The organism is Streptacidiphilus anmyonensis (assembly GCF_000787855.1).
Taxonomy (GTDB): domain Bacteria; phylum Actinomycetota; class Actinomycetes; order Streptomycetales; family Streptomycetaceae; genus Streptacidiphilus; species Streptacidiphilus anmyonensis.
In genome coordinates, this window is the sequence record NZ_BBPQ01000035.1 from 1 (window position 1) to 25915 (window position 25915).

Below are 25915 nucleotides of genomic sequence, written 5' to 3' on the forward strand. Positions count from 1 at the left end.
GCGGCGGCCCGTGACGCCGCCAACGCCGCGGCCGACCACGCGGAGAAGGCGGCGGCCGCCGCCGACGACGCCGTGAAGTACGCGGGCAAGGCCATCGACTTCGCCAACAAGTCCACCGCGTACGCCGCCGACGCCCAGACGGCGGCCGATGCCGCGGTCAAGGCCGTGCTGGACGCGCAGAAGGTGGAGCAGGACGCCGTCGCGGCGGAACTCGCGAAGCTCGACGCCTACACCGACCAGGGCAAGGCCGAGGCCGCCGCGCTCGCCGCCCAGGAGGAGCAGGACCTCGCGGACTTCCGCACCCAGACGACCCAGCAGCAGGCCATCGACTCCGCCACGCAGCAACTGATCGCAGCCGCGGAGCAGGCATTCACGGCTGGCGACCGCCCGACCGCCGTCGGCCACGGCCGCAGCGCCTGCCTCAACCTGCTGACGTCCCACGGCACCTGGACCCGCGAGGCGGCGGAGTTCGCGCTCGCCGCCGGTGAGGAGTCGGTGCTGAACTGGATCGAGGCCGACCGGCTCATCGCGCAGCGGCAGGACGACCGCGAGAGCGTCGTGTTCATCGCCCAGGTCAGCACGCCCGACGTGGCGACGGCGGCCCAGGCGGCCCTGCAGTCCACAGATCCGGGCGCGCCCGCCGCCTTCCTCACCACCGGCGCGACCGAGGCGGCCAGGACCGATCAGACCGCGGCGATCTTCCGGATCCTCGGCGGGAACCCCGGCAGCGCGGTCAGGCAGGCCGCGACCGATGCCCTCGACGACGGCTCGGCCACGGCCGTGCACGACTTCTTCACCGTCAAGTACGGGCCGGCGCAGGCGCAGGACGACAACGTGGCGGTCTTCGCCACCATCGACTCCGCGGGCCCGTACACCAGGACGGCTGCGGCGGTCGCGCTCGAGGGCCCGAGCTGGATGCGTCGCAACTTCGTCACCACCGTCCACCCGCGGATGCTGCAGCTCGACTCGGACGCGGCCGCTCACGCCGCGGCCATGCAGGCCCTGCTCGCGCACGCCGCCAAGCTCGCCCAGGACGCGACGACCAACGCGGCCTCCGCGCAGAAGACCGCAGCGGACGCCCGCAAGGCGGCGGACGAGGCGCAGAAGTGGGCCGACGCCGCCACGAAGTCCGCTCTCAAGGCCCAGGGTTACAAGCAGCAGGCGGACAGCAACGCGGACGCTGCGGAGAAGTCCGCAGCGGACGCCCAGGCCTCCGCCGACAAGGCGAAGGCCGCGGCGCTCGCCGCGCGCGGTGCCAGCCGGCGCGCCAACTACTGCGCGAACCAGGCGACCGCCGCCGCGGACGCCGCGACTGCGTCCGCCGTCGACGCCCAGGCCTCCGCCAACTCGGCCGCATCCTCGGCCTTCCAGGCCGGCAAGGACGCCAAGGAGGCGGCGAACGCTGCCTCCGAGGCGAAGCAGATCGCCGCCACGAAGCGCCAGCAGGAGCAGGTGGAAGCAGCCAGGCTTGCCGCGGAGGCGGCTGCGAAGGCGAAGCAGGACGGTGTCGACCAGGCCGACAACCCGGACAACGACGGGGCGAAGCAGTCGGGCACGTTCATGGGCGGCACCAAGGGTGACTGGCAGGACGCGGCCGATACGCTCGGCACCGAGTCCACCACCATGGGCTACCTGGCCGCCGTTTCGCTGCTGGCCCCGCCGCCGGCGGGCGAGATCCTCTTCACGGCCTTCGGCGCGGGCTCCCTGCTCGCCGGAGTAGAGAGCACCGTCATCTACGGGTTCACCGACGGCCTCTCCTCCGCCCACTTCCTGCTGTCGACGTTCAGCCTGGCCGTCGGCATCTACACCACCGGCGTGCCGTGGACCAGGTTCGGGGGAACGGTCGGCGCCATCGACGACGCGTACCACGGGATCGAAGGCGGCGTCCTGTCGATGGGTGTCCAGGCTCGGCGCGTCGGCGCGTCGGTCCTGTCGCCGGCCACCAGTGCCGTCGTCGATGCCGGCAAGACCGTCGGCGATGCCGTCAGCGACACCTGGCACGACCTGACGCCGTGGTGATCCGGCATCTCGTTCTTCCGACTTCCGAATACGACCGAAACGAGGGTGAGGACCGTGCTGGAGACGCGAACGGCAGTGGGTTCCCGGCCGCAGTGGCAGCGAGCCGCCCGGCGGGCACTGGGAACCGCGGCGGTGGCCGCGCTGGCCGTGTCGGCGGTGGTGGCGGGCTCGCAGGGCTCCCCGGGTTCGCAGGGTTCGCGGACCCGGGCGGCTGCGAGCGGTGGGGGCGGAAGTGCGGTGGCCCCCGTGGCCGATGAGGAGCCGGGGTACGCGGTGGAGGACTTCAGCTACCCGGGGGCGGACAAGATCCTGGCGCAGCAGAACATCGTCCTCAAGCGCGGCGACGGGCACATCGTCCTCGCCGACTGTGCCAGCGCGACCGGGCTGCTGGAGGTCTGGTCCCGAAGCAGCGCGAAGATCTGCTTCAAGGTCACCAGCGCCTCGGGCTGGCTGACCCTGGAGATCCCCCGCGTCTACGGCATCAAGGGCAGCGTCGACCAGTCCGCCCAGGTCGACATGACCACCGGCACCGAACAGCAGACCTACGACGTCGCCAAGAACGCCTTCACCGGGGTCGGCGAGAGCACGGACCCGCAGGGCCGCGACTTCACGCTCATGGAGATCCGAACCATCGCGTAGCCGCCGGCCCCGCATCCCACCCACAACCGTTCCCAGAGAAGGAAGTCGTATGTCCACCAGCGCCGCTCGGGCCGTGTTCACGGCCGCAATACTGTCGACCGCGCTCACCGCGTCCGCGCTGACCATGTCGAACGCCTCCGCCCTCGCGGGCGACCCGGTCGCGGCCGGCGCCTACGCCTACAGCGCCAAGCTGGTGATCGGCGAGGGTGACACGCAGCGGGTGTGTTCGGGCACGCTGGTGGACCCGCAGTGGGTGCTGACGGCGGCGAGCTGTTTCGCGGACACACCGGGCATGGCGGTGGCGGCCGGCCCGCCCAAGCTCAGCACGACCGTCACGGTGGGGCGCACCGACCTGTCCACCAGCGCGGGCGCGGTCACCACCGTGACGGAGCTGGTCCCGCGCGCGGACCGCGATGTCGTCATGGCCAAGCTGGCGCACCGCGTTCTGGACGTGGCTCCGGCCAGGATCGCGGCCACCGCTCCGAGCCCGGGGGAGCAACTGCGGGCCACCGGCTTCGGCCGAACCAAGGACGAGTGGGTGCCCGACCTGCTGCACTCCTCGCTCTTCTCGGTGCAGAGCGTCAGCGGCTCCGACGTCGCGCTGGCCGCGGGCTCGCAGGGTGCGGTGATCTGCAAGGGCGATGCCGGTGGTCCGCTGGTGCGGGAGCAGGGCGACAGCGTCGAGGTCGCCGCGGTCAACAGCCGCTCCTGGCAGGGCGGGTGCCTGGGGACGGCCGACACCGAGACACGTACGGATGCCGTGAGTTCCCGGGTGGACGACCTCGGTTCCTGGATCAAGGACACGGTGTTCGTCGCTCCCGGTGACCTGACCGGCGACGACAAGCCCGACCTCGTCGCGGTCGACGGCGCTGGTAATCTGCGCCTCTACCCCGGCGACGGCAAGGGCGGTCTCGGGTCCTACGTCGTCATCGGCACCGGCGGATGGTCGGGAGCCTCGGTGACCCACCGCGGCGACTGGACCGGGGACGGGCTGGAGGACGTCGTCGCCATCGTCGGCGGCGAGCTGCGCGTCTACCCCAACCGCGGCGACGGCTCACTCGCCGCGCCGATCAAGGTCGCCAGCGGTCTGCCCACCAGTTCCAAGGTCGTGGGCATCGGCGACGCCACCGGGGACGGACGCCCCGACCTGGTCATCTCGCACGACGACAAGCTGTGGCTGTACGCAGAGGGAACCGGCGCCACCCCGTCCGTCGCCGCACCCGTGCTGATCGGCAGCGGCGGCTGGACACCCATGACCATCACGGCCCCCGGCGACGCCAACCGGGACGGCCGGGTCGACCTGCTCGCCCGGGACACCCGCACCGGCGACCTGTGGCTCTACCCGGGCAAGGCCGGTGGTGGCTTCGGCACCCGCACCCAGTACGGACACAGCTACAGCACCACCATCCGCCCACTGCTCGCCGGTGCGGCCGACGCCGACGGCAACGGCGTGGCCGACATGTGGGCCACCACCAACGACGGCACCGGCACCCTGCTGTTCTACGCAGGCGCCACCGACTCCACCGGCAACCCCGTCGACGGCCCCCGCACCACGGTCGGCACCGGCGGATGGAGCGGCATCCAGTCCATCAGCTGACCGGGCGTCCGGTTCCCGGGGCAGCTCTTCGAGTTGACCGACGGTGCGTCACGAAGCACTGCTGTACCCGATGCGGCGACGGACGGCGGCGGGGCGCGACATCGCTCCGGCCCGGAGCCCGCCCTCGCCGCAGCCCGCTGTGGTAAGCCACGAGGCGCCGGCCACCACCAGGTGGTCGGCGTCCCGCGCTGTGCCTGCCGGCGGAGAGCGGTGAGGTCGGGGACCCGCTGCTCGGGCGGCAGCTTCTCCAGAATTGCTCGGGCGAGGCGATTCGACATCGGATCACTCCGCTTTCCGAGGTCAACTACCTTTCGCAGTAGGCCGATCACGGCCGGATTGGAGCGGATTGGCGACATGGGACCCGTCCGTCCAACGGGGCTGGTCGGTGCCATCGCCCGTCGTCACGGACGGACGTCCCTGCCGTCAGCTCACCTCGGGCCCGAACCGGTGCCTGTACGCCGACGGAGTGATACCTGTCTCGCGACGCATGAGCGATGGCAGGCTGGTAGCCGTTCCCAGCCCGCTTCGGCGTGCGACGATCTCGCATCGTGACTCGCCCCGCTCGATCAAGCGGCACGCCAAGGCGAGCCGCTCGCCCGTGAGCCACATCAAGGGAGTCGTTCCCAGTTGCGCCCGGAAGCGGCGGTGCAGTGTCGCCGGACTGACCGCCGCTCGCGCCGCGAGGTCGGAGACCGTGAGTGGTGCGTCGAGCCGCTCTTGGGCCCAGGCCAGGACGGGGGCCAGCGATTCGTCGAGGAGGTCGGGCATGGGACGCTCCACGAACTGCCGCTGTCCGCCGTCGCGGTGCGCCGCGAAGACCAGTCGCCGGCTCACGGAGTTGGCGACCTCGGCGCCGTGGTCGCGCCGGACCACGTGCAGCCCGAGGTCGAGTGCGGCCGCGCTTCCCGCGGCGGTGAGGATGTCACCGTCGTCCACGAACAGCACGGCTGATTCGACGTGGACAGCCAGGACGTGAAAGCGTTCGCCTGGATCGGACGGCCGGAAGTCGCCCTGGTGTGGATCTGCGGAGCCACCGGCGCGGCGGCGATCGCGCTGGCTGTCGCCGGGCTGTCGGCTGCCGCGGTAGGCCTTGGTGTGGCCTCGGTCGCGACGCTGCGGCTTGCGGTGTTGTTCATGCGGGCCGGCGGGGCCCGCCACACCCGCGGCTGACCGCGGTGCTCGTGCTACAGGTCGTCGAGCAGGCGACGGGCGTCCGAGAGCAGGCGGGCCACCTCCTGCCGCTTGTCCGCGGCGGGATCGTCCCGGCCGTCCGCGGCGCAGCCCGGGCAGCCGCTCACGGCGACCTGGAGTGCCGTCGCCGCCTGGCGAGCGAACAGCGAAAGGAGGTCCAGCTCCGGCAGGCTGGCCCGCGCCGCAGGGGCGGGATCCAGGACCTCCAGCACGCCCAGCACCTCCGCGCCGTGGATGAGGGGCGCGGCCATGAGCGCGTCGGGCACGTAGCGGGTGGACTCGGCGAGCAAACGGTCGAAGGCGGTGTTGCGGCGCAGGTCGTCGACGATCAGCGGCTCGCCGGAGGCGGCGACCCAGCCGGCGATGCCCTGACCGGCGGGAAAGCGCCTGCCGACCAGAAAGTCCTGCCCCTGGCCCGACACGGCACGGAAGACGAGCTCGTCGGTGGCCCGGTCCAGCAGCAGGATCGAGCCGGCCTCCGCGGCGAAGATGGCGCGGGCGACGTTGACCACCGACTGCAGGAGCTCCGCCGTCGCCGGCCCCAGCCGCGCGTCGGCGGAGGCGGAGGCGGAGGCGGGGGCGTGGGGGTACGTCGACTCGATCACGGGATCGTTCCCTCTCGTGGAGACGGTTGCTGCGGGAGGTCGGAGACGCGGACGTTGGCCGCGGACAGGTACAGGACGCTCTTCAGCTGAAAGGTGGTCATCCGCGGGTGGCTCGACAGGATGCGCGCGCACATCCCCGCGACGAAGGGCGTGGCGAAGCTGTTTCCCGACGTCCGGATCGACGTGCCGCCGATCCAGGCGACCTCGACGTTCTGGCCGTGCGCGAAGAACTCCACGGGCGGCTGCGGGTTGTAGAGGTACAGGTCGGGGTCGGTCTCCTGGTGGCTGCCGACCGAGATGACCGAGGCGAAGCGCCAGGGGAAGCTCTCCACCTGCGCGTTGTGCGCGGAGGCGACGATGACCGTGCGTCCGAAGTAGGCGGCGTCGGCCAGGGCGTGCAGTTCCTCGGCGAAGCGGTTCTTGGTGGTGGACAGGCTCAGGTTCACCACGTCGAAGCCCTGCTCGACGGCCCAGCGCAGGCCGGTCAGCAGCATCTCGCCGGAGCCGGAGAAGCGCTCCCCGAGCACCCGGACGCTGTGGAGCTCGCAGTCGGGGGCGATCCGGCGGATGATCCCCGCGCAGGCGGTGCCGTGGCCGCAACTGTCCGCGGCGGCGGACTCGGTGACGCGGACGCCCGCCTCGTCCTTGACGACGGCCCAGGAGCCGTCGACCGGACCCACGCCCGGGTGCTCGCCCTCCACCCCGGAGTCCACCACGCAGACCCGGACCCCTCGGCCGGTGCCGCCCACGAGGCCCGCGACGCCCGCCGCGGACGTCCCGGACGGCGTGGGAGGCGCTGGAGGCGGGCCGACGTCGGCGTGGACCGGCAGGTCCGCGGGCGTCCTGCCGCGCAGGCCCCAGGTCAGTCCGCGCGACGCGGTGGTGGCGGCGGTGGTCATGGCATCGTTCCCTTTCCTTGCGCGTGTGCTGCGAGCATCTCGGCGGCGCGCGATCCCGGACGGTGCCCCTTGGCGGCGAACCGCTGCCTGGCCGCGTCCGCCGCACGTGCCGCCTCGCCGGGACGGCCGAGCAGGAGCGCGGTGCGGGCGTGGTCGAGCAGCGCCGTCGCCTGCACGATGGGGGAGTCCGTGGCGCCGGCCGCGGCCAGTGCCCTCGCCAGCAGCCGCTCGGCTGTCTCCCGGTGTCCGTATCGGGCGGCGATCCGCCCGCGCAGGCCGTCGGCGTCGGCGGCCACGGCGGAGGGTCGGCGTTCTTCGGAGGGAGCGGCCGCGGGATCCGTTCCTGCCGTCCGGTCCGTTCCGGCCCCGGGGCTCCGGCCGGTCGGGTGTGCGCCGAGTTCGTCCAGGGCCGCCACGGCGGCCGCGGTCCGGCCGTGGTCCAGTCGGAGCCGGGCGGTGTCGAGCAGGACGCTGCGCAGCAGGCCGGTCTCGCCCAGCCGGCGGGCGGCGCCGGCGGCGGTGTCCAGCATCCGCTGGGCGCCGTGCCGGTCCCCGCCCAGGGACGCCACCGTCGCGGCGAAGAAGGGCAGGAAGACCTCCGCCTCCACGTAGCCGAGCCGTTCGGCGACGCGCTCGGCGTCGGCGAGGCTCCGCGCGGCCGCGTCGAGGTCGCCCTGGAGCGCCAGCAGCACGGCCAGCGGGCAGTTGATGGTCACCCGGACCGCGGGACGGCTGTTGCCGTGGGCGGCGAGCAGCGCGTTGCAGCGTGCCACCGCCGAGGTCACCGGCGCGGGGCCCCGCCACAGGGACACCGCCAGGGCGCCCAGGGCCGCGGCGAGTTCCTGCCCGCCGTCGGCCCGCACCGCGTGGTCGACGGCCCGGTCGAGGAGCGCGTGCGAGGCCTGGAACTGCCCGTCGGTCTGCTGCTGTTGGGCGAGCCGCAGGCAGGCCCGGGCCTGGCCGAGGTCGTCGGCGGCGCGTTCGAAGACCGGCAGGGCCGCCCGGGCTGCGGCGGCGGGCTGCTCGTCCTGGCCGAGCACCGCGAGGCTGAGCCTGGCATGCGCCGCCTCCACGGGGTTGGCGGTTCCGGCGGCGACGTCGGCCAGCAGCGTCCTGGCTTCCGCGCCCCGGCCGAGAGCGGACAGCGCCTCCCCGAGCCGCCGGGCAGCCGGTGTCCCGGCACTCTCCCCGGGGCGGTAGAGGTCCACCGCGCGGGCCAGGAGGTCGCTCGCCCAGGCGGGGTCGGTCCTGGCTGCCGCGCGGGCCCCGGCCTGGGCCAGTGTGTCGGCGGCGGCCAGACGCAGATCCCCTGTCCGTGGGCCCTGGAGGCCGAGGCCGGCCCGGTAACGGTAGGCACGTTCCAGATGGCCGCCGACGGCGGCCAGCCCCTGGCCGCGCACCGACGGGAGCCCGGCCGCCTGCTGGTGCCGGTCGGCGCGGGCCTGCTTGGCGAGGCAGGCGTAGGCGACCTCCTGGACGAGCCCGCTGGCGAAGCGCAGCGGGCGCTGGTCGGTCGCGATCAGACGCCTGCGGCCCAGCCGCGCGAGCGCCGCCCGCAGTTCGGCGGTGTCCGCGCGGTCCGCCCTGCCCGGGTCCGTTCCACGCGCCGCGTGCCGCGCTTCCGCCGGGCCCGCGCCGGGCGACGCCGCGACGCCCGCGGCATCCGTGGCGTCGGCGGGGTCCGCGGAGTCCAGTGCGAGCAGGTCCTCCTGCGCGAACTCGCGGCCCAGGACGCAGGCCAGGTCCACGACGCGGCGCTCCGCCGGATCCAGGGCGTCGAGCCGGGCGCCGATCAGCGCCTGAAGCGTCACCGGGACGTCGTCGGTGTCGAGTTCGCCACGGCAGGCCAGCAACTGCTCCAGGTGCAGGGGGTTGCCGCTGGCCCGTTCGACCAGCGCGGTCAGGCCTTCCGAGCCGTGGGCCGCGACCTCGGTCAGTTCGGTGGCCAGCTCCAGGCTCTCAGCCTCGGGCAGCCCGCCGAGGACGACGGCGCGTTCGGCCAGGCCCGGCCGCAGATCCATCAGCTCGGGTCGGCCGGCCAGCACGACCAGCACCGCGGTGCCGTCGAGGCCGTGCATGAGGCGTTCGAGGAACTCGACCAGCGCGGGGGCCGCCGAGTGGCAGTCGTCGAGGACCAGGAGTCCCGGCGCCGGGCCGCAGACGGCGGCGAGCAGGTCGACCAGCGCGGCGCAGGTGTCCTCCGGTGTGGGCGTCGGGGTGCCGTCGTGCAGCAGCCCCGCCCCGAGCAGGTCGACAGCCGCCTGTGGCGGCGGCGGCCCGTCCGGGCGCCGGGCCGTCAGCAGGGAACGCACCGCGTCGGCGAGGGGGTGCAGGCTGGCCTGTTCGCCCTGCGGGCGGCAGCGGCCGGTGCCGAGCACGGGCGTCGTCCCGAAGCCGGACAGCTTGCGCAGCCACTCGCGCAGCAACCGGGTCTTGCCCTGGCCTGCTTCGCCGCACAGCAGGAGCAGCTGCCCGCGCCGTTCGGTGCGAGCCAGGGCGAAAGCCCGGTCGAGCGCCCGTAGTTCGACGCCGCGGCCGACGAAGCGCCCGTCGGGCCGGTGCAGCCCCTCCTGGGCGTCGTCCCGCAGGGCCAGCAGCCGGTGGGCCGTGACGGGCTCGGTCTTGCCCTTCAGGTGCAGCGGGCCGACCTCGTCCGTCACGACTCCGGAGCCGGCGGCGCGCAGCGTGTCCGGTCCGATCAGGATCTCATCGGTCCCGGCGTTCTGCTCGAGCCGGGCGGCCACGTTGACCACCTCGCCCGAGACCAGGGCCTGGCGGGTGGAGACGTCCGAGCCGGTGACCACACGGCCGGTGTTGACGCCGATGCGCGCGTGCAGCCTGACCCCGAGCGTCGGATACAGCTCGGCGTTCAGCCGGCGCAGCGCCTCCTTCATGCCCAGGGCTGCGGCGAGGGCCCGTCGCGCGTCGTCCTCACGTGCCGCGGGCACGCCGAACACCGCCATCACCGCGTCGCCGATGAACTTCTCCACGGTCCCGCCCCGGTCCTCGATCTGCTGGCGCATCAGCTCGAAGTAGCGGAGCGTCACCGAGCGCAGGATCTCCGGGTCGAGCGCGGCGGACAGGGCGGTGGACCCCACCAGATCGCAGAAGAGAAGCGTGACGATCTTCCGGCTCGCCGTCGTGCGGGTCGTGGTGCACGGCGCGCCGCAGGCGGGGCAGAAGTGTGCGTCGGGCGGGAGCGTGCGCCGACACGAGGGGCAGCACATGGGGGTCCTCACGGGTCGCGGGCCGGCATGGCGGACGGTCAGAAGAGGGCGCCACCGGCGACGTCGGCGTGGGCCTGGACCTCGGGGCCGACGTCGTCGAGTCGTCCCTTGATGTCCAGGAGCACGGCCAGCTCCTCCCCGGTCAGGGAGCGGAGGACGGCGTGCTGTTCCTCGGTGAGCGCGTGGATGCCGAACCCGGCGGCCTCGAGCGCGGTCAGCGTGTCCTTGGACAGGTCAGATGACATGGCGGTGCTCCTCCATCGGTTCCGGGTCCGAGACGGTTGTCGGCTTGCCCTGGGCGGTCGCCAGGTGGTCGAAGAGCCGGGTGAGGGTGTCGGCGGTGTGCACGGCGCAGGCGCAGACCTCCGAGAGCCGGCGCCGGGTCAGCGGCAGTGTGTCGAGCAGGTGGTGGAGCCCGGCCAGGTGGTCGGTGTCCAGGTCGGCGTGCTCCCGGACGGTGCGGAACGCCGCAGCGGGGTAGCCGGTCCGGGCCGCGAGCAGCTCGGCCAGGCCCGGCGCGGGGGCGTTCCCCTCCAGGACGGCGATGTAGCCCAGCAGGACGACGGGGTGCCGGTGCTCGATCCGGTAGTACTGCGCTCCCACGAGTTCGACGACCAGGGCGTGCGGCACCGCGGCCGCGACCCGGTGGGCGGGGGCGCCGACGGCTGCCAGGTCCTCCAGGATCCAGTCGTCGTGGCCGCGTTCCTCCTGCGCGCGGTCCCGGAACCAGTCGGGGAGCATCGCGGCCAGGGGGTCCTCGAGCTGCGCGCAGCGCTGGACGGCCCGTTCCAGCAGCGGCACCGAGGCGGCGACCAGGGCGTGCATGGCCGTCAGATAGCCGAGATAGCGCACGGGGAGGTCGTCGGCGGACCAGAGCCTGCGGGCGGCCCGCTCGATGCCCGGCCGGGTCAGGGCCAGCATGGTGCCCAGCCACGCGGAGGCCGGCCGGTCGGACGCCTTCGAGTCGGCGGTCTGCCCGGTGGGGGTGTGCCTGCCGCCGGCCTCGCGGATCACCTGGTCCTCCCCGGGCGGTAACCGGCGTCGCCACCCGGGGCCACCAGGTGCGCGTAGGGGGCGCAGCCGTAGGCACGGACCAGGGCGGCGGGGCCCGCCGCGCGTGCCTGCCGGGCCGCCGCCTGGTCGAGCAGGGACCCGACCGGGCCCGCGGCGTCGCGGGCGGCCCCGGCGTGGACGGCTGGGTCGCGGTGCAGGGTGCGGCAGGCCGCACACGGGCCGGCGGTGTCCGCGCCGCCGCGGGTCCGCTCGGCGGCGAGGGCGCGTTGCGCGTAGCGGTCGCGAACGCGGAGCGGGCCGACGGCACGGACGAGCCGCAGTTCCGGCGAGGCCAGGGAGCGGCGGCGCACCGTCGGCCAGTCGGCGGCGTCCACGTGGCCGAGCGAGAGGTGGGCGGGCACGGGCCGGCGGTCCACCGTGTGCTGGTTGCAGCAGGCGACCACGGCCCCGTCGAAGGCCACCACGGGCCACGCCGCCATGGCGCAGGGCATCGCGGGCGCCGCCTGGCCCGGTGGTGGCGCGGCGTGCGCCCAGCCTGCCGCGCGGCCCACCTGGCGGACCTCGTTGACCAGCATCGGGGCGCGGTCGCCGAAGGTCCGGCGGACGGCGGCGATGACGTCGGCCAGGTAGGGGTCCTCCGCGCTGCTGCCCGCGAGGTGGAAGCTCACGGCGACTCCGGCGTCCAGAACGCCGCGCACGACGCGGAACACGTGCTCGCGCGGGACCTCGCGTTCGTGGTACTCGTCGAGGCTGGCGGAGAAGTGGTCGACTGCGGTGATCGCCTGCCGGATCGGGCCCGGAACACGCTCGCCTCGGGCGAAGAACATGCCGCTCAGCAGCGCCACACGGGTGCCGACGGCCTGGGCCGCGCGGGTCAGGCCGATGACCAGGTCCGGATGCAGCAGCGGTTCGCCGCCGGTCAGCAGCATCACCTCCGGCCGGTCCTCGCAACGGAAGGAGCGGACGAACCCGAGCAGCCGCCCGGGGTCCGGGCGCTCGGCCGCCTCGGGGCCGGAGCCGGCGGAGCAGTGCGCGCAGCGCAGCGGGCAGCGGCGGGTCACCGCGACCAGCAGTCCCGCGCACGGCTCGGGCCGCAGCCCCATGATCTCCGCCAGTTCCATGCTGTCGCCTCCTTGGCGGCGGTGTCTCCCCGTCCCCGGTCCGTGACGGGGACCGGACGGCGTGACCGCCGGGCACCACGGTGCCGGGCGGGGGTTGCTTTCCGGTTCGGGCGGGCTTCGCCGCCGGTATGGACGCAGGTGGTCAGACGCGTTCGCGCGCGTACACGTGCGTCAGCGGAGGCAGGACGTAGCGCGCCGCGTGCGCGGAGACCTCGTCGACGGGCGAGACGACGACCCCGGCCGCGATGAGCCGTTCCACCTCCCGCAGGGCGTGCCGGTGGTCGCGTCCCATCAGGTCCGCCGCCTGGTCGAGGGTGAAGGGGACGCTCAGCGGCAGCGGTCCCAGTTGGGCGAGCGCGGCCCGCTCGGGGACGTCGAGGGCGTTCCACTGGTCCCCGAGCGGGAGGCGGACCGCGACCGGGCCCACCGCCAGCTCGTCCAGCAGGCCGTGGGGGTCGGTGAGTCGGTCGGCGAACTCGGCCAGCGGGACGTGCCGCAGCACCGACAGCTTGTGCGCGGCGACGGAGACGGCGAGAGGAAGCAGCCCGCAGGAGGTCACGATCGCCTCGGCCGCGGCCGGGTCGCAGCACACCCGGCGTCGGCCGATGACGGCGGCCAGGAGGTCCAGCGCCTCCTGCGGGGTGAAGGGGGGAAGCTCGAAGCGTGCGGCGGCCCCGGCGGTGACCAGGGGCGCACGGCTCGTCAGCACGACCGAGGCCGGACCCTGTTCGGGCAGCAGCGCGCGCACGGACTCGACGTCGCGGGCGTCGTCGAGGACCAGCAGCAGGCGACGGGTCCCGAGCCAGGTCCGCCAGGCGGAGAGCGCGTCCTCGGCGCTGGCCGGCGCGGGTTCGTCTGAGGTCGTGTCGCGCCCGAGCTCCGCCACGACCTCGGCGGGGGTGCGCACCGTCCCGTCCGGGCGGGCGAGCCGGACGAAGAGCTGTCCGTCGGGGAAGTCGTCGCGCAGCCAGTGTGCGGCCTGCACGGCCAGCGTGGTCTTGCCGATGCCGACCGGCCCGGTCACCGCGACCAGACGTCGGCCGGACCGGACGGTGGCGACCAGGTCGTCCAGTTCCTCGGCCCGTCCGGTGAATCCGGCGGGAACCTGCGGCAGCCGGTTCGTGCACGGCTGCGGCCGCGGGGCCCGGGTGGCGGCGCGGGCGAGGCGCTCACCGTTCGGGCCCTCGCCTGCGTCGGCGGCGGCGCGGGCCGGCGGACGAGGGGAGCGGGCGGCTGAGCCCTGGTCGGTCAGGACGGCGCGGTAACAGGCGTCCAGTTCGGGGCTGGGGGAGAGTCCGAGCTCGCGTGAGAGCTGTTGGCGCAGTTCGGAGTAGACGGCCAGGGCCTCCGTGCGGCGTCCGGCCTGGTGCAGCGCCGTCAGCTGCAGGGCGCGCAGCCGCTCGCGCAGCGGGTGCTGCTCGGCAAGGTCGGCCAGCGCGTTGACCACCGGCCGCGGGTTGTCCAGCCGCAGTTGGACCTCCGCCCAGTCCTCGACGGCGCTGACGTGCGCCGCCCCGAGACGCTCGGCGGCTGCCCGGACGAGGGGTGAGTGCCCCAGTTCCGCCAGCGGCGGACCGGACCACAGGTGCAGCGCCTCGGCGAACAGGGCCCCGGCCCGCTCGTGCGCCGCCTCGTCGCAGGCGTCCGCCGCCGCCTCGCGTCCGGCGCGCAGCAGGCTCTGGAACCGGAGCGTGTCCAGCTCCGACTCGTCGACCCGGATCAGGTAGCCGCCGGGCCGGTGGACGAGCCACTCGCGACCGGCGTCGACGGACGCGAAGAGCCGTCGCAGCGTGGACACGTACACCTGGAGGTTCTTACGCGCGGTGCGCGGCGGTTCGTCCTGCCACACCACCTCGGTGAGCGTGTCGACCGAGACCGGTGTGTTGGGCCGGCAGAGCAGGAAGGCCAGGACCAGACGCTGCTTGAGCGGGCCCAGGTCCAGCGGTCGGTCCTGCGCCTCGGCGCCGAGGGGACCGAGCAGGCGGAATCGCAATCGGGCACTGCTGCCTGTGGAGCCGAGCACGAGACCCCTTCCCTGTGAGGTGCGGCCGTGGAGTGGCATCAGCCAGGATGAATGCCGAAGACGGCTAGGATTCATCTCAGTTGACGCTGAGACAGTATGAAGGCGTTCGTCCGAAGGCAGTCAAGATGCCGACCACCGCGCAAACCAGCCAACTCCGGTGCTGCTCACCGGGAGTGAGCCGAGCGCGGCCCGGTCCGGCAAGCCCGGTCGGCCTGCGCCGATACCGGCGGCATACCGGCGCCGAACCGAGTTCGAGGCGGCGCCCCCTAGGTTCACCACCGCACCACTCGTCAGCCCCGGCACGAGGAGCACAGATGAGCTCGCAGCCCACAGCGGACCAGGACGAGGCGGAACCCGAGGCGGTGCTCTCCCTCCAGGAGACACCCGCCGTCGAGACCCGGAGCAGCGAAGTCCAGGCCCACATCAGTGGATTGAGCGTCGCCGTCTGCGGCGCGAACCAGTGACCTCGCCCTCGCGTCGTCGCACAGCACGTCACCCGCACAAGTGACCCGACCCAACAGGAGGAACGCCATGAGCACCAACGAGCCCGTCGCCGAGAACACCAACGTCGAGACCGAGGCCGTGCTGTCGCTCCAGGAGACCCCGGCCGCCGAGGCCGAGGCGCAGGACGACGTCCAGGCCCACAACAGCGGCCTCAGCGTCCTGGTGTGCATGAGCCAGCAGTGACCTTGCTGCGCGAGGGGTGCGCCGGCCGCTTCGGCCGGCGCACCCCGCCACCTCACCACGGACAAGCGACGTGAGCACCAACCGGCCCGGCTCCCACAGCGCGGCGCCCGCCTGGACCGCGACGGCCGAAAACAGGGACGCCGGGACCACCGAGGCCGTGCTGTCGCTCCAGGAGACCCCGGCCGCCGAGGCCGAGGCGCACGACGACGTCCACGCCCACATCGCCATGAGCGCGATGAGCCTGGCCGCGCGCTGCGCCGAACGGAACTGACGGAGGCAAGGAAGTGGACGCCACGGATCCGAACGCGGACCCGGCCGAGGTCGAGACCCAGGCCGTGCTCTCGCTGCAGCAGGCCCCCGCGGCCCAGACCGCGGACGACGGCGAGGACGACGTCCTCGCGCACAACAGCGGCCTCAGCGTCTACCGCTGCATCGAGACGAACTGAGGCCACCCGCGAGGCGGCGCCGACCCCGCCAGGCGGCGCCCCCCGCATGTCATCCCCGCTGTCATCCCAGGAAGGCAGGCCTACCATGATCGGCGCACCCACCCCCGACGAGAGCTCCGAGACCCTTCCCGAGACCGTGCTCTCCCTCCAGGAGACGCCCGCCGAGACCGACCCGGAAGCCGAGGTCGTCGCACACTTCAGCGGTGGCAGCTTCCTGGTCTGCACCGGCCAGAACTGACCGACCGCGCCCCGCGGCGCGCGCGTGAGTGCGCCCGCGCCCCTCGTGGCGCGGGCGCACTCACGCGCTGCGCCGCCCTAGTTGACGGGAGCCCTGCATGGCCGACACAGCGTCCGAGTTCGCCGTGGCCGACCGGGAGTTCTACGCACCGCTGGCCGCCACCGCGGCGCCGCGCGGTCCCCTCACACCCAGCCGCACCGCAGCGGGCTGGCGCGCCACCACCTCCGGCATCTGGGTCATGTGGCACCGCGACGGCCTGCTCGTCCCGAAGGACGGGTGGAAGGTCCACGTCTCCGCCCGTCGTTCCCGGCTGGCCCCGGTGCTCGACACCGTGGCCGGAATCTGCTTCGCCCACGACGTGGCGTTCAAGCACATCGCCTCCGACGAGTTCTACTGGTGGGTCCACCACAAGCACGCGTCCCGCGCCCAGAGCGGCAAGTTCATCGCCGTGTACCCGCCCGGTCCCGCGGCGGCCCGCCGGCTGATGGAGGACCTCTGCGCGGCGCTCGACGGCGAGAGCGGCCCCTACATCCTCTCCGACCGGCGGTACCGGCCCAGCGCGCCGGTGTCCTACCGCTACGGGGCGTTCGCACCCCGGGAACGCCTGGAGGCGGACGGCACCGGCACGCCGCTCGTCCTCGACGGGCACGGCCGAGCCGTCCCCGACCGGCGCGACATCGCCTTCCGGCTGCCCTCGGGCGTGACCGACCCCTTCGTCGGGCCCCGCGCGAACCGGGCGTCCGCCACCGCGGACACCTCGCTCCACGGCTTCGCGGTCGGGGCGGCGGTCCGGCACTCCAACGGCGGCGGGGCCTACCTCGGACGCGAGGTCGCCACCGGGCGCAAGGTCTTCATCAAGGAAGCCCGCCCCCACCACGGCCTGGGCGAAGGCGAGAGAGACGCCGTCGCCCAACTGGACGGCGAGTGGCGCACGCTCACCGCCCTGCAGGCCGCCGCCCCGGGCCTGGCCCCCGAACCGATCGCCCGATTCCGGGTGTGGGAGCACGAGTTCCTGGTCACCGAGTTCATCGAGGGCATCGCCCTGAACAAGCTCGTGGCCACCACCCACCCGCTGATCATCGCCGGATCCGCTCCCGAGGACTTCGACGCCTACTACGCCCGCTGCGAGCGGGTCCTCACCGCCATCGAGGAAGCCCTGGCGCGGCTGCACGCGCTCGGCTACGTCTTCGTCGACGTGAGCCCCGGCAACGTGCTGGTCGCGCCCGACGACACCGTGCGGCTCGTCGACTTCGAGGCCGCCCGAGGCCCCGGCGTCGAGCCGACACTGCTGGGCACACCCGGCTACTCGCCCCCCGCAGACCTCGTGGAACGCCACGGCCCCACCGTGTACGACGACTACGGGGTCAGCGCGCTGACCCAGCTGCTGGTCGGCCCCCTGCACCACACCGTCGCACGCCACGCCGCCGCCCTGCGCCACCTCCACCGCGACGTCACGGAACAGGCGCCCCTGCCGTCGACGCTGTGGCAGCGGGTCGTGCGCCACCACGCACTCGACGACGCGCCCGAGCTCCCGAGCCCGCAGGAGGTGGCCGAGGATCCGCTGCGTCACCTGAGCGCGCTGCGGGACGCGGTGGCCGACGCCCTGGAGGCCATGGCCGATCCCGACCACCCGGACCGGGTCTTCCCGTCGGTGCCGCGCGGCTACCGGACCAACACCGTCTGCGTCGCCTACGGAACCGCCGGCGTCGTCCACGCCCTCACGCGCGCCGGGCGCGCACTGCCGGGCGGTGTCCTGGACCGGCTGCGGCGCGAGGCCACCGACGCGGCCGACCGGATCGGGCCCGGCCTCTACGTCGGCTCGGCGGGCCTCGCCTGGGTGCTGGCCGACCAGGGACTGCTCGACGAGGCCGAACACCTGCTCGCCAAGGCCGACCGGCATCCGCTCACCGAGGCGAGTGCGACGCTGTTCGGCGGCGCGGCAGGAGTGGCCCTGGGCCATCTCGCCCTCCACCGGCACACCGGAGACGAACGCCACCTCGACCGGGCCCGCGCGCTGCTGACCGCCCTGCCCGTCGGCGACGCGCTCACGCCCCGGCTCGGCGACAACGACGCGACCGGCCTGCTGCACGGACGCTGCGGCGTGGCGCTTGCCCTGCAGCAACTGGCCACGGTCACCGGGGAGGACGAACACCTGCACCGGGCCGTGGCACTGCTCCACGCCGAACTGGACCGGGCGATCGACCCGCTCGCGCCCGGGCTGGTGTTCCCGGTGTCGGACACCGACCGGCGGGCCATGCCCTACCTGTACTGCGGATCGGCCGGGCTGGTCCACGTCGCGAGCCGCTGCCTGCGCGCCGCCCCCGACGCGCGGCTCACGGCCGCGATGCCGCGCCTCCTCGCCCCGCTGCGCGGCACCTTCACCGTGATGCCCTCGCTGTTCCCCGGGATGGGCGGGCTCGCCTTCGTCCTGGCCGAACACGCCCGGCTGACCGGTGACGCCACCTCGCACACCGCCTCCCTGCGCGCCGCGCAGGCGCTGTTCAAGCATGCCGTCCCGCACCCGACCGGGGTGCGGTTCCTCGGCGAGGGCCTGCTGCGCTACAGCGCGGAGCTGTGGAGCGGCTCCGCCGGCGTGCTCCTGGCCCTCGACCAGGTGCTGACGCCGCGCGCGGACCGGCTCTTCACCCTCGACACCCCGGACCCGGAGCCGGCGACGTCCACGCCGCCTCCCTCTCACGCCGGGGTGCCGAGGTGAACGCCGCGCCCCGGGATCTGACGCTGTACTGGTGGGGCCAGACGGCCTCCGCGTTCGGCTCCGTCTTCACCGCGGTCGCGCTCCCCGTCGTCGCCGTGGTGCAACTGGGGGCCTCACCGGCCCAGGTCGCGCAGGTGAGCGCGGCCGCGACCCTGCCCGTCCTGCTCCTCGGGCTGCCCGTGGGCGTGCTGGTGGACCGGATCGCCCGGCCACGACGGGCGTTGCTGACCCTGGACACCGTCTCCGCCGCCGCGGTGGGCGTGGTGGCGCTGGGCCTGGCCGGTCACCTGGTGACGATCGGGTGGCTGGTGCTGCTGGCCCTGGTGCAAGGCGCCGTCACCGTGGTGACCGAGGTCGTCTACTTCGTGCATCTGCGTCAGCTCACCGAGAGCACCGACGGCGGCGGCACCAGCCCTCTCGCCCGGGCCCGCGCGCGGCTCCAGGCGGGCGAGTTCGGTGCCGGCCTGGTCGGCCGGCTGCTGGCCGGCCCGACCATCGTCGTGCTCGGCGCCGCGGCGGCGCTCGCCGTGGACGGGCTCAGCTACCTGCTGAGTCTCGCCGCACTGCTCACCATGCGGCGTGCGGCGGCCGCGCCGCGCACACCGGCTGCCGGGCGCGCCGCCCGGCCGCGTGACGCGTTCGCCGGGCTGCGCCTCCTTGTCGGCGACGACTTCCGCCGGGCGCTGACCGTGTTCCTGGTCGCGCCGGTCTTCGCCGCCGCCGGGGTCACCGCGCTCACCGCACCCTTCCTGCTGCGGGTGCTGCACGTCCCGGCCGCCGTCTACGGCGTCACCGGAGCGGCCGCCGGGCTGCTGGGGATGGTGGGATCGATCGTCGCCAGTCGTGTGCTCGCGCCGCACCGGGACGCACGCCGGATCATGGCGGGCGCCTTCACCTGCGCCATCGGCGCGGCGCTCCTGCTTCCGCTGGCGGGCGGCCCGCTGCCGGTGGCGCTGTGCTGCGCGGCACTGGGGATCGGGGTGCCGATCTTCTTCGGCTCGATCGCCAATGTTGCCCTGGGCCCGGTCCTGGTCTGCGACGTCGCCGAGGAGGCGACCGGCCGCGTCATCGCCACCCTCCAGGTGGTCGCGGCGGCGGCGACGACACTCGGCGCGATCACCGGCGGCGCGCTGGGGGAGTGGCTCGGCGTGCGCTCGGCGATGTGGGGGCTGGATCTGGGGGCGCTGGCCGCCGTCCTCCTGGCGCTGCCGACCCTGCTGCGCTCCGGCCGACCCGGCTCAACGCCCGCCGGCCGGCGGGGGACAGGGGACGCCGCCGATGCCACCGACGTCACCGCTGTCATGGAGGCGGCGGCGGAACTCGACGGCCACCTGGGCGAGCCGGCGCACCTCGGAGTCGAGGGACACGGTCCCGCCGTGCAGTGACGCCGCCGGGCCCTGGCGTCCACTCGGGCGCGGGCCCTGGCGCGGACCCGGAAGGGCCGCGGCGCCCGGGCCGGGACGCCGCCCCGCCCGGAAGTTCGCCAGGGCCTGCGCCAGCAGCGCGGCCTCGGCGACAGCGTCGACCTCCGGGGCATCGCCGCACTCCATGGGGGAGCAGCCGTCGGCGTCGTCCACGATCCCCGAGCCGTCGCGCGGTGGGGTGTCGCGCCGGGCTGTGGATGCGGGCGTGGGCGTGTAGGGGCGCAGCAGGAGCACCGCGTCGCGGATCTCGATGACCCGCCGGTACAGCGCGAACTCCGCCCGCCAGGGCAGCACGTGCGGACCGGAGCGCACCGGCTGCAGCGCGATCTGCGGGAGCTCCGCGTGGAGCGCCGCCCACAGCGGATGGATGGCCCGGTGGCTGCGGCAGGCACGCAGCCAGCGGACCGGAGCCAGCAGGTGGAAACCCCAGAGCGTCGCTGTGGCGCCCCCCGTGGTCAGCACCGCGCACAGGGCGCCGAACAGCATCGACACCGGGTCGTCGCTGCCGCCCTGCGTCCCGTTGCGCAGCACGTCCAGCACGTCGTCCAGCGACCAGGCGGTCCACAGCATGCCGACGGCCACCGCCCCGGCCAGCAGCCGCAGCCCGACCCGGACCGGACCCGGCCCGGTGCCGCGGCCGTGCGCTTTCAGCGAGCGGACCAGCAGCGCGAGACACGCGAGCGCGTAGCCCGTGAACAACGCGTTGTAGGCGATCAGCAGCCACTGGCCGGCGCCGTGCACCACCAGCAGCCCGGACCTCTCGACGCTGGGGTGCGCCAGGAAAAGCAGCAGGCAGGACGTCAGCTGCACCGCGACGGCGACGGCCAGATGCGGGGTCTCACGTAACCGTCGTTGCCCCCGGGGCGCCCAGGCGGACGGTCGGGGCCGGGCACCCGGGTCCGCGCCGAGCCACAGCGAGGTCAGGGCGAGGAAGGTGAGGCTGGCCCGGCGCAGGCCGTCCCCGACCAGCATCGCCACCGTGCTCGAGGACGACCTGGTCACCAGTGCCCAGGCGGCCGGGGAGAGCACGACGAACGACAGCGCCAGGCAGACCGCGAAGCCGCAGACATAGAACTGCGCGGTGGCGTTCGCGGAGTTGGCCTCCTTGAGCCGCCACCGGGCGAGGCGACGGACCCCGAACATGAACAGCAGGACGGCGGTGATCCACGCCAGCGCCTCAGTCACGGCGCGAGCGGACGCGGGGCGGAGCCAGCAACGACCCCAACCGGGTGTCGCCGGGCTCGGCGAGGCTTCGCCGCTCGTCCTCCAGGGCGGCCCGGCAGCGGATCAGCGTGGCGATCAACTCCGCCTCCCGCTCCTGCGGTTCGCTGTACGCGGAGCGCCCGAGGACCCGGTGGACGAGCGCAGGCGGAAGGTTGGGGAACAGCAGCTGAGCCGTCGACTCCCGGGTGGCGGAGCTCTGGTGGTGCCCGCAGATCAGATGGGCCACCTCGTGGAGCAGGATGTGCTGCTGGTGCAGGGCCGTCGTGTCGGCGGAGTAGGAGATGTAGTCGGCGTCGTCGGTACTGGCGAGCAGACCGCACGGGACGTTCGGCCGGGCCGCCATCGGCAGCAGCCGGATGGGGCGGCCACGGCGCCGCTCCAGCGTCGCGACGAAGTCGACGACGTCGAACGGGCTGGGGAGGGCGAGCGCGTCGACGGTCCGTCGGCAACGCTCCATCAGTTCCCTGGTCTCCCGGTCGGCGAAGCGACGCGGTCGTCCGAACATGCTGTGCCCTCTCGCAGGTGCGGCCGTGGGAGAGCCGTGATCGACGCTGGACCGTGCCGTCACATTCTGCGAGACCGTGGCCCTGCGCGGAAGAGTACGGTCCTCATCTCGGTCCGCCCCCGTTCGCGCCCGAGCCCCGCCGGATGCCCGGGCGGTTCTCCTCGGGCCCGCTCCTCCACCGCCAGGGCGCGCCGGGAACGATCAGCGGGGATCAGTCCACCCCGGACGTACTGCCGCCCGGGGCCCCCTCGCGGTGGGCGAGCATGTCGATGAGGTCGCTGATCGCGACCATGCCCTCGGGGGACAGGTTCACCGCGCGCAGGGCCATGTTGCGCACCCCGGCATGGCGCAGCGCCCCCAGCAGGGCGAGGTCGTCGAAGACGGCCCGTCCCTGCTCGTCGTCGAAGAAGTACGCCACCGGCACCTGGAAGAAGGCAGCCAGAGCCTCCAGATGACGCTTCGTCGGATTGTCGCGGCGGCCGGTCCGCAGCTGCCACAGGTAGGTGGTCGAGAAGCTCTCGCCCGTCGCCTCGCGGCAGCTGCGGGCGACCTCCTCGTTGCTGAACTGACGCTGGCCCGGCCCGCGGACCACCTGGAACAGGGTCTCGATCCGCTCTGCCAGCGCGCCCGCCGCTCCTGTCGTCGGCTCCGCGATCTCCTCTGGCATCGTCACCTCCCCGGCCGGGTTCTCCCCGTCGCCCTGGCCGGCCCGAATGCCGCGACGAGTCACACGGAGGTCCCAACCTACTACAGCGAAAGGCACGCCAGACGAACCGGGGCGCAGCACCTGAGGGAGTGCGGGCGCTGTGCCGGGACCGGCGCAAGCGCGGGTATCTCGCCGGATCGGGGCGTGGTCGATTCCGCAGGCGGATACGATCGCGTGCGAACACCTGTCACCTGGCACGTGTTTTCCTGAAGTGTCATGAAAGAGGGGGAATCGCAGCAGGGGCCTCACCCTGGTTCGACGACTCGCCACCACCAGCGAAACCCATCGCACCCCTGGCGGCACACACGCATGGGCCCAGCGCGTCCTCACCGACGGTGAACTGACGTCGGCTGTTTCCGAACCCGCGTCCACGCATGTCTGAAGTCGCCTGCGCGGGGCAGTTCACCGCAGTGCGCCAACGGCAGTGGGCGGCGGCCTATCCCTCCGAGTGGCCCGTAACATCCTGGATCTTCTGGTCAAAGGTCACGCTTACCACAACCCGGTACGGCACGATGTGCACGGATCCTTCTGGCAGCAACACGCGTGCCTCACCGCACTGCCAGATGCGCTTCCAACCCAGCACGATTCGCACTGCGGCACGTTCTGGGACCGTGACGCTGATTTCCTCCTCGAACAAGTGCGTACTGCCGATCGAGTGGGTGAGCGTGCGCTGAAGTTCGGCTTCAATGCTTCCCTTGGCCGAGAGCCACAGAAGGTTGGCGTTCACCTCACCGCTGACGGTCTGGCTATGGCTTGCGCCCAGAGTCAGGGTTCGGGTCCACTCGCGACTGGCCTTCAAGCTGCGGGTGACAGGGGCAGGACTGGCGCTGTTGTCGATCAGCCGCACGTCCTCACCGAGCCATTCCTCGATGCGTTTCGTCTCCGTCACCCCCAGGACCCGGGCGTCTCCAGCCCCGGAAACAGAAGGTGGGGGAGCTGGTGGGTCGTCGAGGCGTTGCAGCAGGATTCCGCCGGCCTTGTATTGGGATTCGAAGCGGATGACCTGATGGGGTTCTACATGGAAGCGCAGTATCTCGCTGGGCTTGTCGCCAAAGTTGAGCCTGTCGATCAGCGGCGCATAGCGCAGTTGGATGTGATGGTCGCCGAGTGGCACTGGGATGGTGGCTTCTGTCCCGTGGCGCAGCCGGGCCACCTGAACGTCGTCGATCCACACGAAGTAGGACTCCAGCTTGTACCAGCCCACTCGGCGTATTACTACTGTCCCGCCAGAAATGTCCAGACGCTCCGTCATCAACGCACTCCGGCTGGCTCGTAGGCGGCGTCCCACCCGATCAGGTAGCGCTGCAGGGAGGTCTTGGGGATACCGTTTTTTGCGGCGATCTCGCCGAGACTGCTTCCCTGCTGCTTCCGGCGAGCGCCTCGTCCGCCGCTGGAACGGCCCGGGAGAAGGTCCGACACCACCCCCTCGCCCGCACACCACCGCCCGAGCGGCACGTACACCTGACGCCGGGTTATCCCCAGCATCGCGGCGACCTCGTCCGCGTTCGCCAGGCCCACCCTGCCCTTCTCGGCGAGCGGCCCGATTACCTCGGCCTGCCGTACCGCGGCATCCCACACCTCGGCCGGAGCGGTCAGCACCCCACGCTCGGCCATCGGCCCCTCCGCCAACCAGGCCCCCTCCGTAACGCGCACACGACTACGAACCAGCTCGACCGTAGTGCAGGCGACTTCGGCCTGTCCGCCGGTTCGCAGATCCTTGCACGCAGTGACGGAACCCCAACTCATCAGTTCACGTGACTGCGAACATTCACAGCTTTCTTGGACGGTCGTCAGAAGACGTTGGCTTCTTGACGAGCACCTGGCCGCGCCGGAAGGGGCAGCTGGCGTGCCGTGCCATCGGGCCTTGGCCGATGGCCGTCCCGGGCGTGACGAGCGCGCGGGGACCAGGTCGTGGTCGACCTGACGCCGGGCCCGCGAGGCCGCACCGGGCAGATCATCGTGCTCGACCACGAGCCGAGATTCGGCGCCGACCTCTTCGCCGAGTCCCTCACCGACCTGGTGCTCAATCCTGACCGCAACTGATACTCCGGCCGGAGCCGGGACCAGCCGCGGCGCGCGGCCCTCGACACGCCCGGCTGTCCGGTCGGCGGCTCAGTTCAGCGTGTCCGGGCGGGCTGCGCTGCGGTCGCCTGGGTCCGGCCGGTCGGAGCCAGTCGTTCCTGGTGTGCTCGAAGGGCCACTTCGGTCCGGAGTGTCGGCCGGGTGGGACCAGGGTGAGGATCCCGTATACGAGGGCTGGGGCTATGAGGACGACTTGCTCGGGTCCGTGGCCGTGACGCGGCTCGGTGACGGACACCCTCGCGCAGAAGGCGAAGAGGCCCGCGAGCACCACGACGCCCGTCCTGTTCCTGTCCCGCGCCATCGCGCCCCTCCGCCCTTCTCGTACCAGCCGACCGCGCGCACGGGTGCCTCCGGGGCAGCGCAGTCTGCCTTGGGCCCCGGGGCGCGGGCATGAGCCCGCGTACTCAGGTCGGCTTCCGCCAGCCTGCCCGTTCGCCCCTTTTCGCCTGTTCGGGGGACTGCTGGCCCGCTGTGACTGAGCGCCTCAGTTGGCGAGTTGAGTGTTGGCCGGGTGCGTTGGCCGGGCAGGCCATCGCTGGCGCTGGGCCTGTGAGCCTGCTTTGAGCGGTCGCCCGCTCATCCACAAGGTGCTGTGTCCTGAGTGCTGTGGACGGCGTGCATAGTCGGGGCGCTGGTGCGGGCCCGGTCTGGTCGCGTCGGGGCGGTCGCATCCGGACGCGACCGCCCGGGGGTTCACCGCTTCGACGCGGTCTGTTGCACCGCCAGTCGACGTCGTACGGTGTTTTGCTGGGAGAGGGGGCGGAGTTGGACACACCGCAACGGATCATTCGGCGCAACTGGATCTTCTGGCAGTTTCTGATCTGCCTGGCCGGCGTGGCTGGCCTGCTCTTCGTTTATGCGATCGTCCAGCAGAACCTTGCGGCGACGCACCCCAGCGCCGCGCCGATCCAGCTTCTCGATATCCAGAGTGCGACTGCGGCAGTGCTGGCAACCGGTGGTGCACTGCTCGCCCGGGCGCAGTATGCCACCGCAACACGCCCGATGATCGGGTTCGACGGACAAGTGGTCCGTATATCGCCGGACGCGGACGAGTTGGTCTGGGGCTGCAAAATCCGCAACGGCGCGCAGGATGCAGCGACCATTTGGGACGTCAAGTACTCCGTGCGGTTCCTCGGACACAATCAGCCAGCTGCCGAGTCATGGCTCGATCACGACGCACTGACAGACGAGTTGAAGCGCGTCGGGCTACGCGCGGACATCGACTACGTGATCAAGCTGTGGACGCGCGGGGCACCACTGGCCGGGCAGGAACGTTCCATGCTCGGCTGGTTCAGCCCGCACGCGCTCAGCGTGATCGACAGGATCAGCGTTCGCGTCCAGGTGGTCGACCGCGTCGGCGACCTGCACGAACGCTCGAACAACCTGCTCAAAGCCGTGATTCGCAAACCGCGGCGGGCCACTCCGGACTGGTGACACCCCATGTGGTCGGGTAGCCGGGCCACGGCAACGTGGCCCGGCTACCCGACCACATGGGCTGCGACTGAGCGTTTCAGCTGGCACGTTGAGCGAGTCGCCGACCATCGATGCTGTG

General features: G+C 73.0%; 22 protein-coding genes and 4 pseudogenes. 13 read left to right on the forward strand and 13 right to left on the reverse strand.

What is annotated here, in order from left to right; all coding sequences use genetic code 11:
- The 3 genes and pseudogenes from TR50_RS25650 to TR50_RS44605 all read left to right on the forward strand — a co-directional run.
- Window positions 1–2019, forward strand: a pseudogene (locus TR50_RS25650) (ALF repeat-containing protein); the annotation flags it as partial.
- 246 nt (window positions 2020–2265) lie between these two features.
- Complete coding sequence (locus tag TR50_RS25655) at window positions 2266–2658, forward strand: hypothetical protein (protein WP_369405780.1); 393 nt, start codon at window positions 2266–2268, stop codon at window positions 2656–2658.
- Between the two features lie 49 nt (window positions 2659–2707).
- Window positions 2708–4255: an FG-GAP-like repeat-containing protein gene (locus TR50_RS44605; RefSeq protein WP_084700973.1), complete on the forward strand. Its 1548-nt coding sequence runs from the start codon at window positions 2708–2710 to the stop codon at window positions 4253–4255.
- A gap of 423 nt (window positions 4256–4678) precedes the next feature.
- On the opposite strand, the pseudogene TR50_RS25665 reads toward TR50_RS44605, so the two are convergent.
- Window positions 4679–5209, reverse strand: a pseudogene (locus TR50_RS25665) (helix-turn-helix domain-containing protein); the annotation flags it as partial.
- A gap of 3 nt (window positions 5210–5212) precedes the next feature.
- On the opposite strand from TR50_RS25665, the gene TR50_RS45810 reads away from it, so the two are divergent.
- Window positions 5213–5425, forward strand: coding sequence for a hypothetical protein (locus tag TR50_RS45810; protein WP_152648631.1), 213 nt, complete (start codon window positions 5213–5215; stop codon window positions 5423–5425).
- Between the two features lie 14 nt (window positions 5426–5439).
- Here the strand turns inward: TR50_RS45810 and TR50_RS25670 are convergent, their stop codons facing one another.
- From TR50_RS25670 to TR50_RS25700, 7 genes are all read right to left on the reverse strand, one after another.
- Entirely contained in the window at window positions 5440–6051 is a 612-nt protein-coding gene (locus TR50_RS25670; protein ID WP_439654241.1) for a GAF domain-containing protein, read from the reverse strand.
- A complete protein-coding gene (locus TR50_RS25675; RefSeq protein WP_042426595.1) occupies window positions 6048–6950 on the reverse strand; it encodes a S8 family peptidase in 903 nt (300 codons plus the stop codon). Before TR50_RS25675 ends, TR50_RS25670 begins: the two co-directional genes overlap by 4 nt.
- Window positions 6947–10177 (reverse strand): adenylate/guanylate cyclase domain-containing protein, encoded by a 3231-nt coding sequence (locus TR50_RS25680; protein ID WP_042426597.1) that lies wholly within the window; start codon window positions 10175–10177, stop codon window positions 6947–6949. The genes TR50_RS25675 and TR50_RS25680 overlap by 4 nt, the downstream gene beginning before the upstream one ends.
- A 38-nt stretch (window positions 10178–10215) precedes the next feature.
- Window positions 10216–10422, reverse strand: a complete 207-nt coding sequence (locus tag TR50_RS25685) for an aroma-sacti cluster domain-containing protein (RefSeq protein ID WP_042426601.1) — start codon at window positions 10420–10422, stop codon at window positions 10216–10218.
- Window positions 10412–11191, reverse strand: a complete 780-nt coding sequence (locus TR50_RS25690) for an iron-containing redox enzyme family protein (RefSeq protein WP_174514860.1) — start codon at window positions 11189–11191, stop codon at window positions 10412–10414. Before TR50_RS25690 ends, TR50_RS25685 begins: the two co-directional genes overlap by 11 nt.
- Window positions 11188–12312, reverse strand: a complete 1125-nt coding sequence (locus TR50_RS25695; protein ID WP_042426604.1) for a radical SAM protein — start codon at window positions 12310–12312, stop codon at window positions 11188–11190. The genes TR50_RS25690 and TR50_RS25695 overlap by 4 nt, the downstream gene beginning before the upstream one ends.
- Before the next feature lie 142 nt (window positions 12313–12454).
- Window positions 12455–14305, reverse strand: coding sequence for an AfsR/SARP family transcriptional regulator (locus tag TR50_RS25700; RefSeq protein WP_052441329.1), 1851 nt, complete (start codon window positions 14303–14305; stop codon window positions 12455–12457).
- A gap of 344 nt (window positions 14306–14649) precedes the next feature.
- On the opposite strand from TR50_RS25700, the gene TR50_RS46980 reads away from it, so the two are divergent.
- The 7 genes and pseudogenes from TR50_RS46980 to TR50_RS25715 all read left to right on the forward strand — a co-directional run.
- Window positions 14650–14799 carry a hypothetical protein gene (locus TR50_RS46980; RefSeq protein ID WP_160311179.1) on the forward strand — a complete coding sequence of 50 codons (150 nt, stop codon included), beginning with the start codon at window positions 14650–14652 and terminating at the stop codon, window positions 14797–14799.
- A gap of 67 nt (window positions 14800–14866) precedes the next feature.
- Window positions 14867–15022 carry a hypothetical protein gene (locus tag TR50_RS46985; protein WP_160311180.1) on the forward strand — a complete coding sequence of 52 codons (156 nt, stop codon included), beginning with the start codon at window positions 14867–14869 and terminating at the stop codon, window positions 15020–15022.
- Window positions 15023–15092: 70 nt separating this feature from the next.
- Complete coding sequence (locus TR50_RS25705; RefSeq protein WP_042426607.1) at window positions 15093–15293, forward strand: hypothetical protein; 201 nt, start codon at window positions 15093–15095, stop codon at window positions 15291–15293.
- Between the two features lie 13 nt (window positions 15294–15306).
- Window positions 15307–15468, forward strand: coding sequence for a hypothetical protein (locus TR50_RS46990; RefSeq protein ID WP_160311181.1), 162 nt, complete (start codon window positions 15307–15309; stop codon window positions 15466–15468).
- Between the two features lie 85 nt (window positions 15469–15553).
- Complete coding sequence (locus tag TR50_RS46995; RefSeq protein ID WP_160311182.1) at window positions 15554–15706, forward strand: hypothetical protein; 153 nt, start codon at window positions 15554–15556, stop codon at window positions 15704–15706.
- 97 nt (window positions 15707–15803) lie between these two features.
- On the forward strand, window positions 15804–18422 hold the full coding sequence (gene lanKC / locus TR50_RS47000; protein ID WP_042426610.1) for a class III lanthionine synthetase LanKC: 2619 nt from the start codon (window positions 15804–15806) through the stop codon (window positions 18420–18422).
- Window positions 18419–19633: pseudogene (locus tag TR50_RS25715) on the forward strand (MFS transporter); the annotation flags it as partial. The gene lanKC and the pseudogene TR50_RS25715, both read left to right, overlap by 4 nt.
- A gap of 27 nt (window positions 19634–19660) precedes the next feature.
- On the opposite strand, the gene TR50_RS50185 reads toward TR50_RS25715, so the two are convergent.
- The 5 genes from TR50_RS50185 to TR50_RS25740 form a co-directional block, all read right to left on the reverse strand.
- Entirely contained in the window at window positions 19661–21031 is a 1371-nt protein-coding gene (locus tag TR50_RS50185; RefSeq protein ID WP_369405781.1) for an MAB_1171c family putative transporter, read from the reverse strand.
- Window positions 21024–21575, reverse strand: a complete 552-nt coding sequence (locus TR50_RS25725; RefSeq protein WP_042426621.1) for a hypothetical protein — start codon at window positions 21573–21575, stop codon at window positions 21024–21026. The genes TR50_RS50185 and TR50_RS25725 overlap by 8 nt, the downstream gene beginning before the upstream one ends.
- Window positions 21576–21786: 211 nt before the next feature.
- Window positions 21787–22242 (reverse strand): helix-turn-helix domain-containing protein, encoded by a 456-nt coding sequence (locus TR50_RS25730; protein ID WP_042426624.1) that lies wholly within the window; start codon window positions 22240–22242, stop codon window positions 21787–21789.
- Between the two features lie 475 nt (window positions 22243–22717).
- The gene (locus tag TR50_RS25735; protein ID WP_160311183.1) at window positions 22718–23485 is read right to left on the reverse strand and encodes a hypothetical protein; all 768 of its coding nucleotides are present in this window, start codon (window positions 23483–23485) and stop codon (window positions 22718–22720) included.
- 47 nt (window positions 23486–23532) lie between these two features.
- The gene (locus TR50_RS25740; protein WP_152648632.1) at window positions 23533–23895 is read right to left on the reverse strand and encodes a hypothetical protein; all 363 of its coding nucleotides are present in this window, start codon (window positions 23893–23895) and stop codon (window positions 23533–23535) included.
- Window positions 23896–24180: 285 nt separating this feature from the next.
- Here TR50_RS25740 and TR50_RS49160 point away from each other — a divergent pair.
- Together TR50_RS49160 and TR50_RS25745 are read left to right on the forward strand one after the other, a co-directional pair.
- Window positions 24181–24303 (forward strand): annotated as a pseudogene (locus TR50_RS49160) (SMI1/KNR4 family protein); the annotation flags it as partial.
- 825 nt (window positions 24304–25128) lie between these two features.
- The gene (locus TR50_RS25745) at window positions 25129–25797 is read left to right on the forward strand and encodes a hypothetical protein (protein WP_152648633.1); all 669 of its coding nucleotides are present in this window, start codon (window positions 25129–25131) and stop codon (window positions 25795–25797) included.
- Window positions 25798–25915 lie beyond the last annotated feature (118 nt).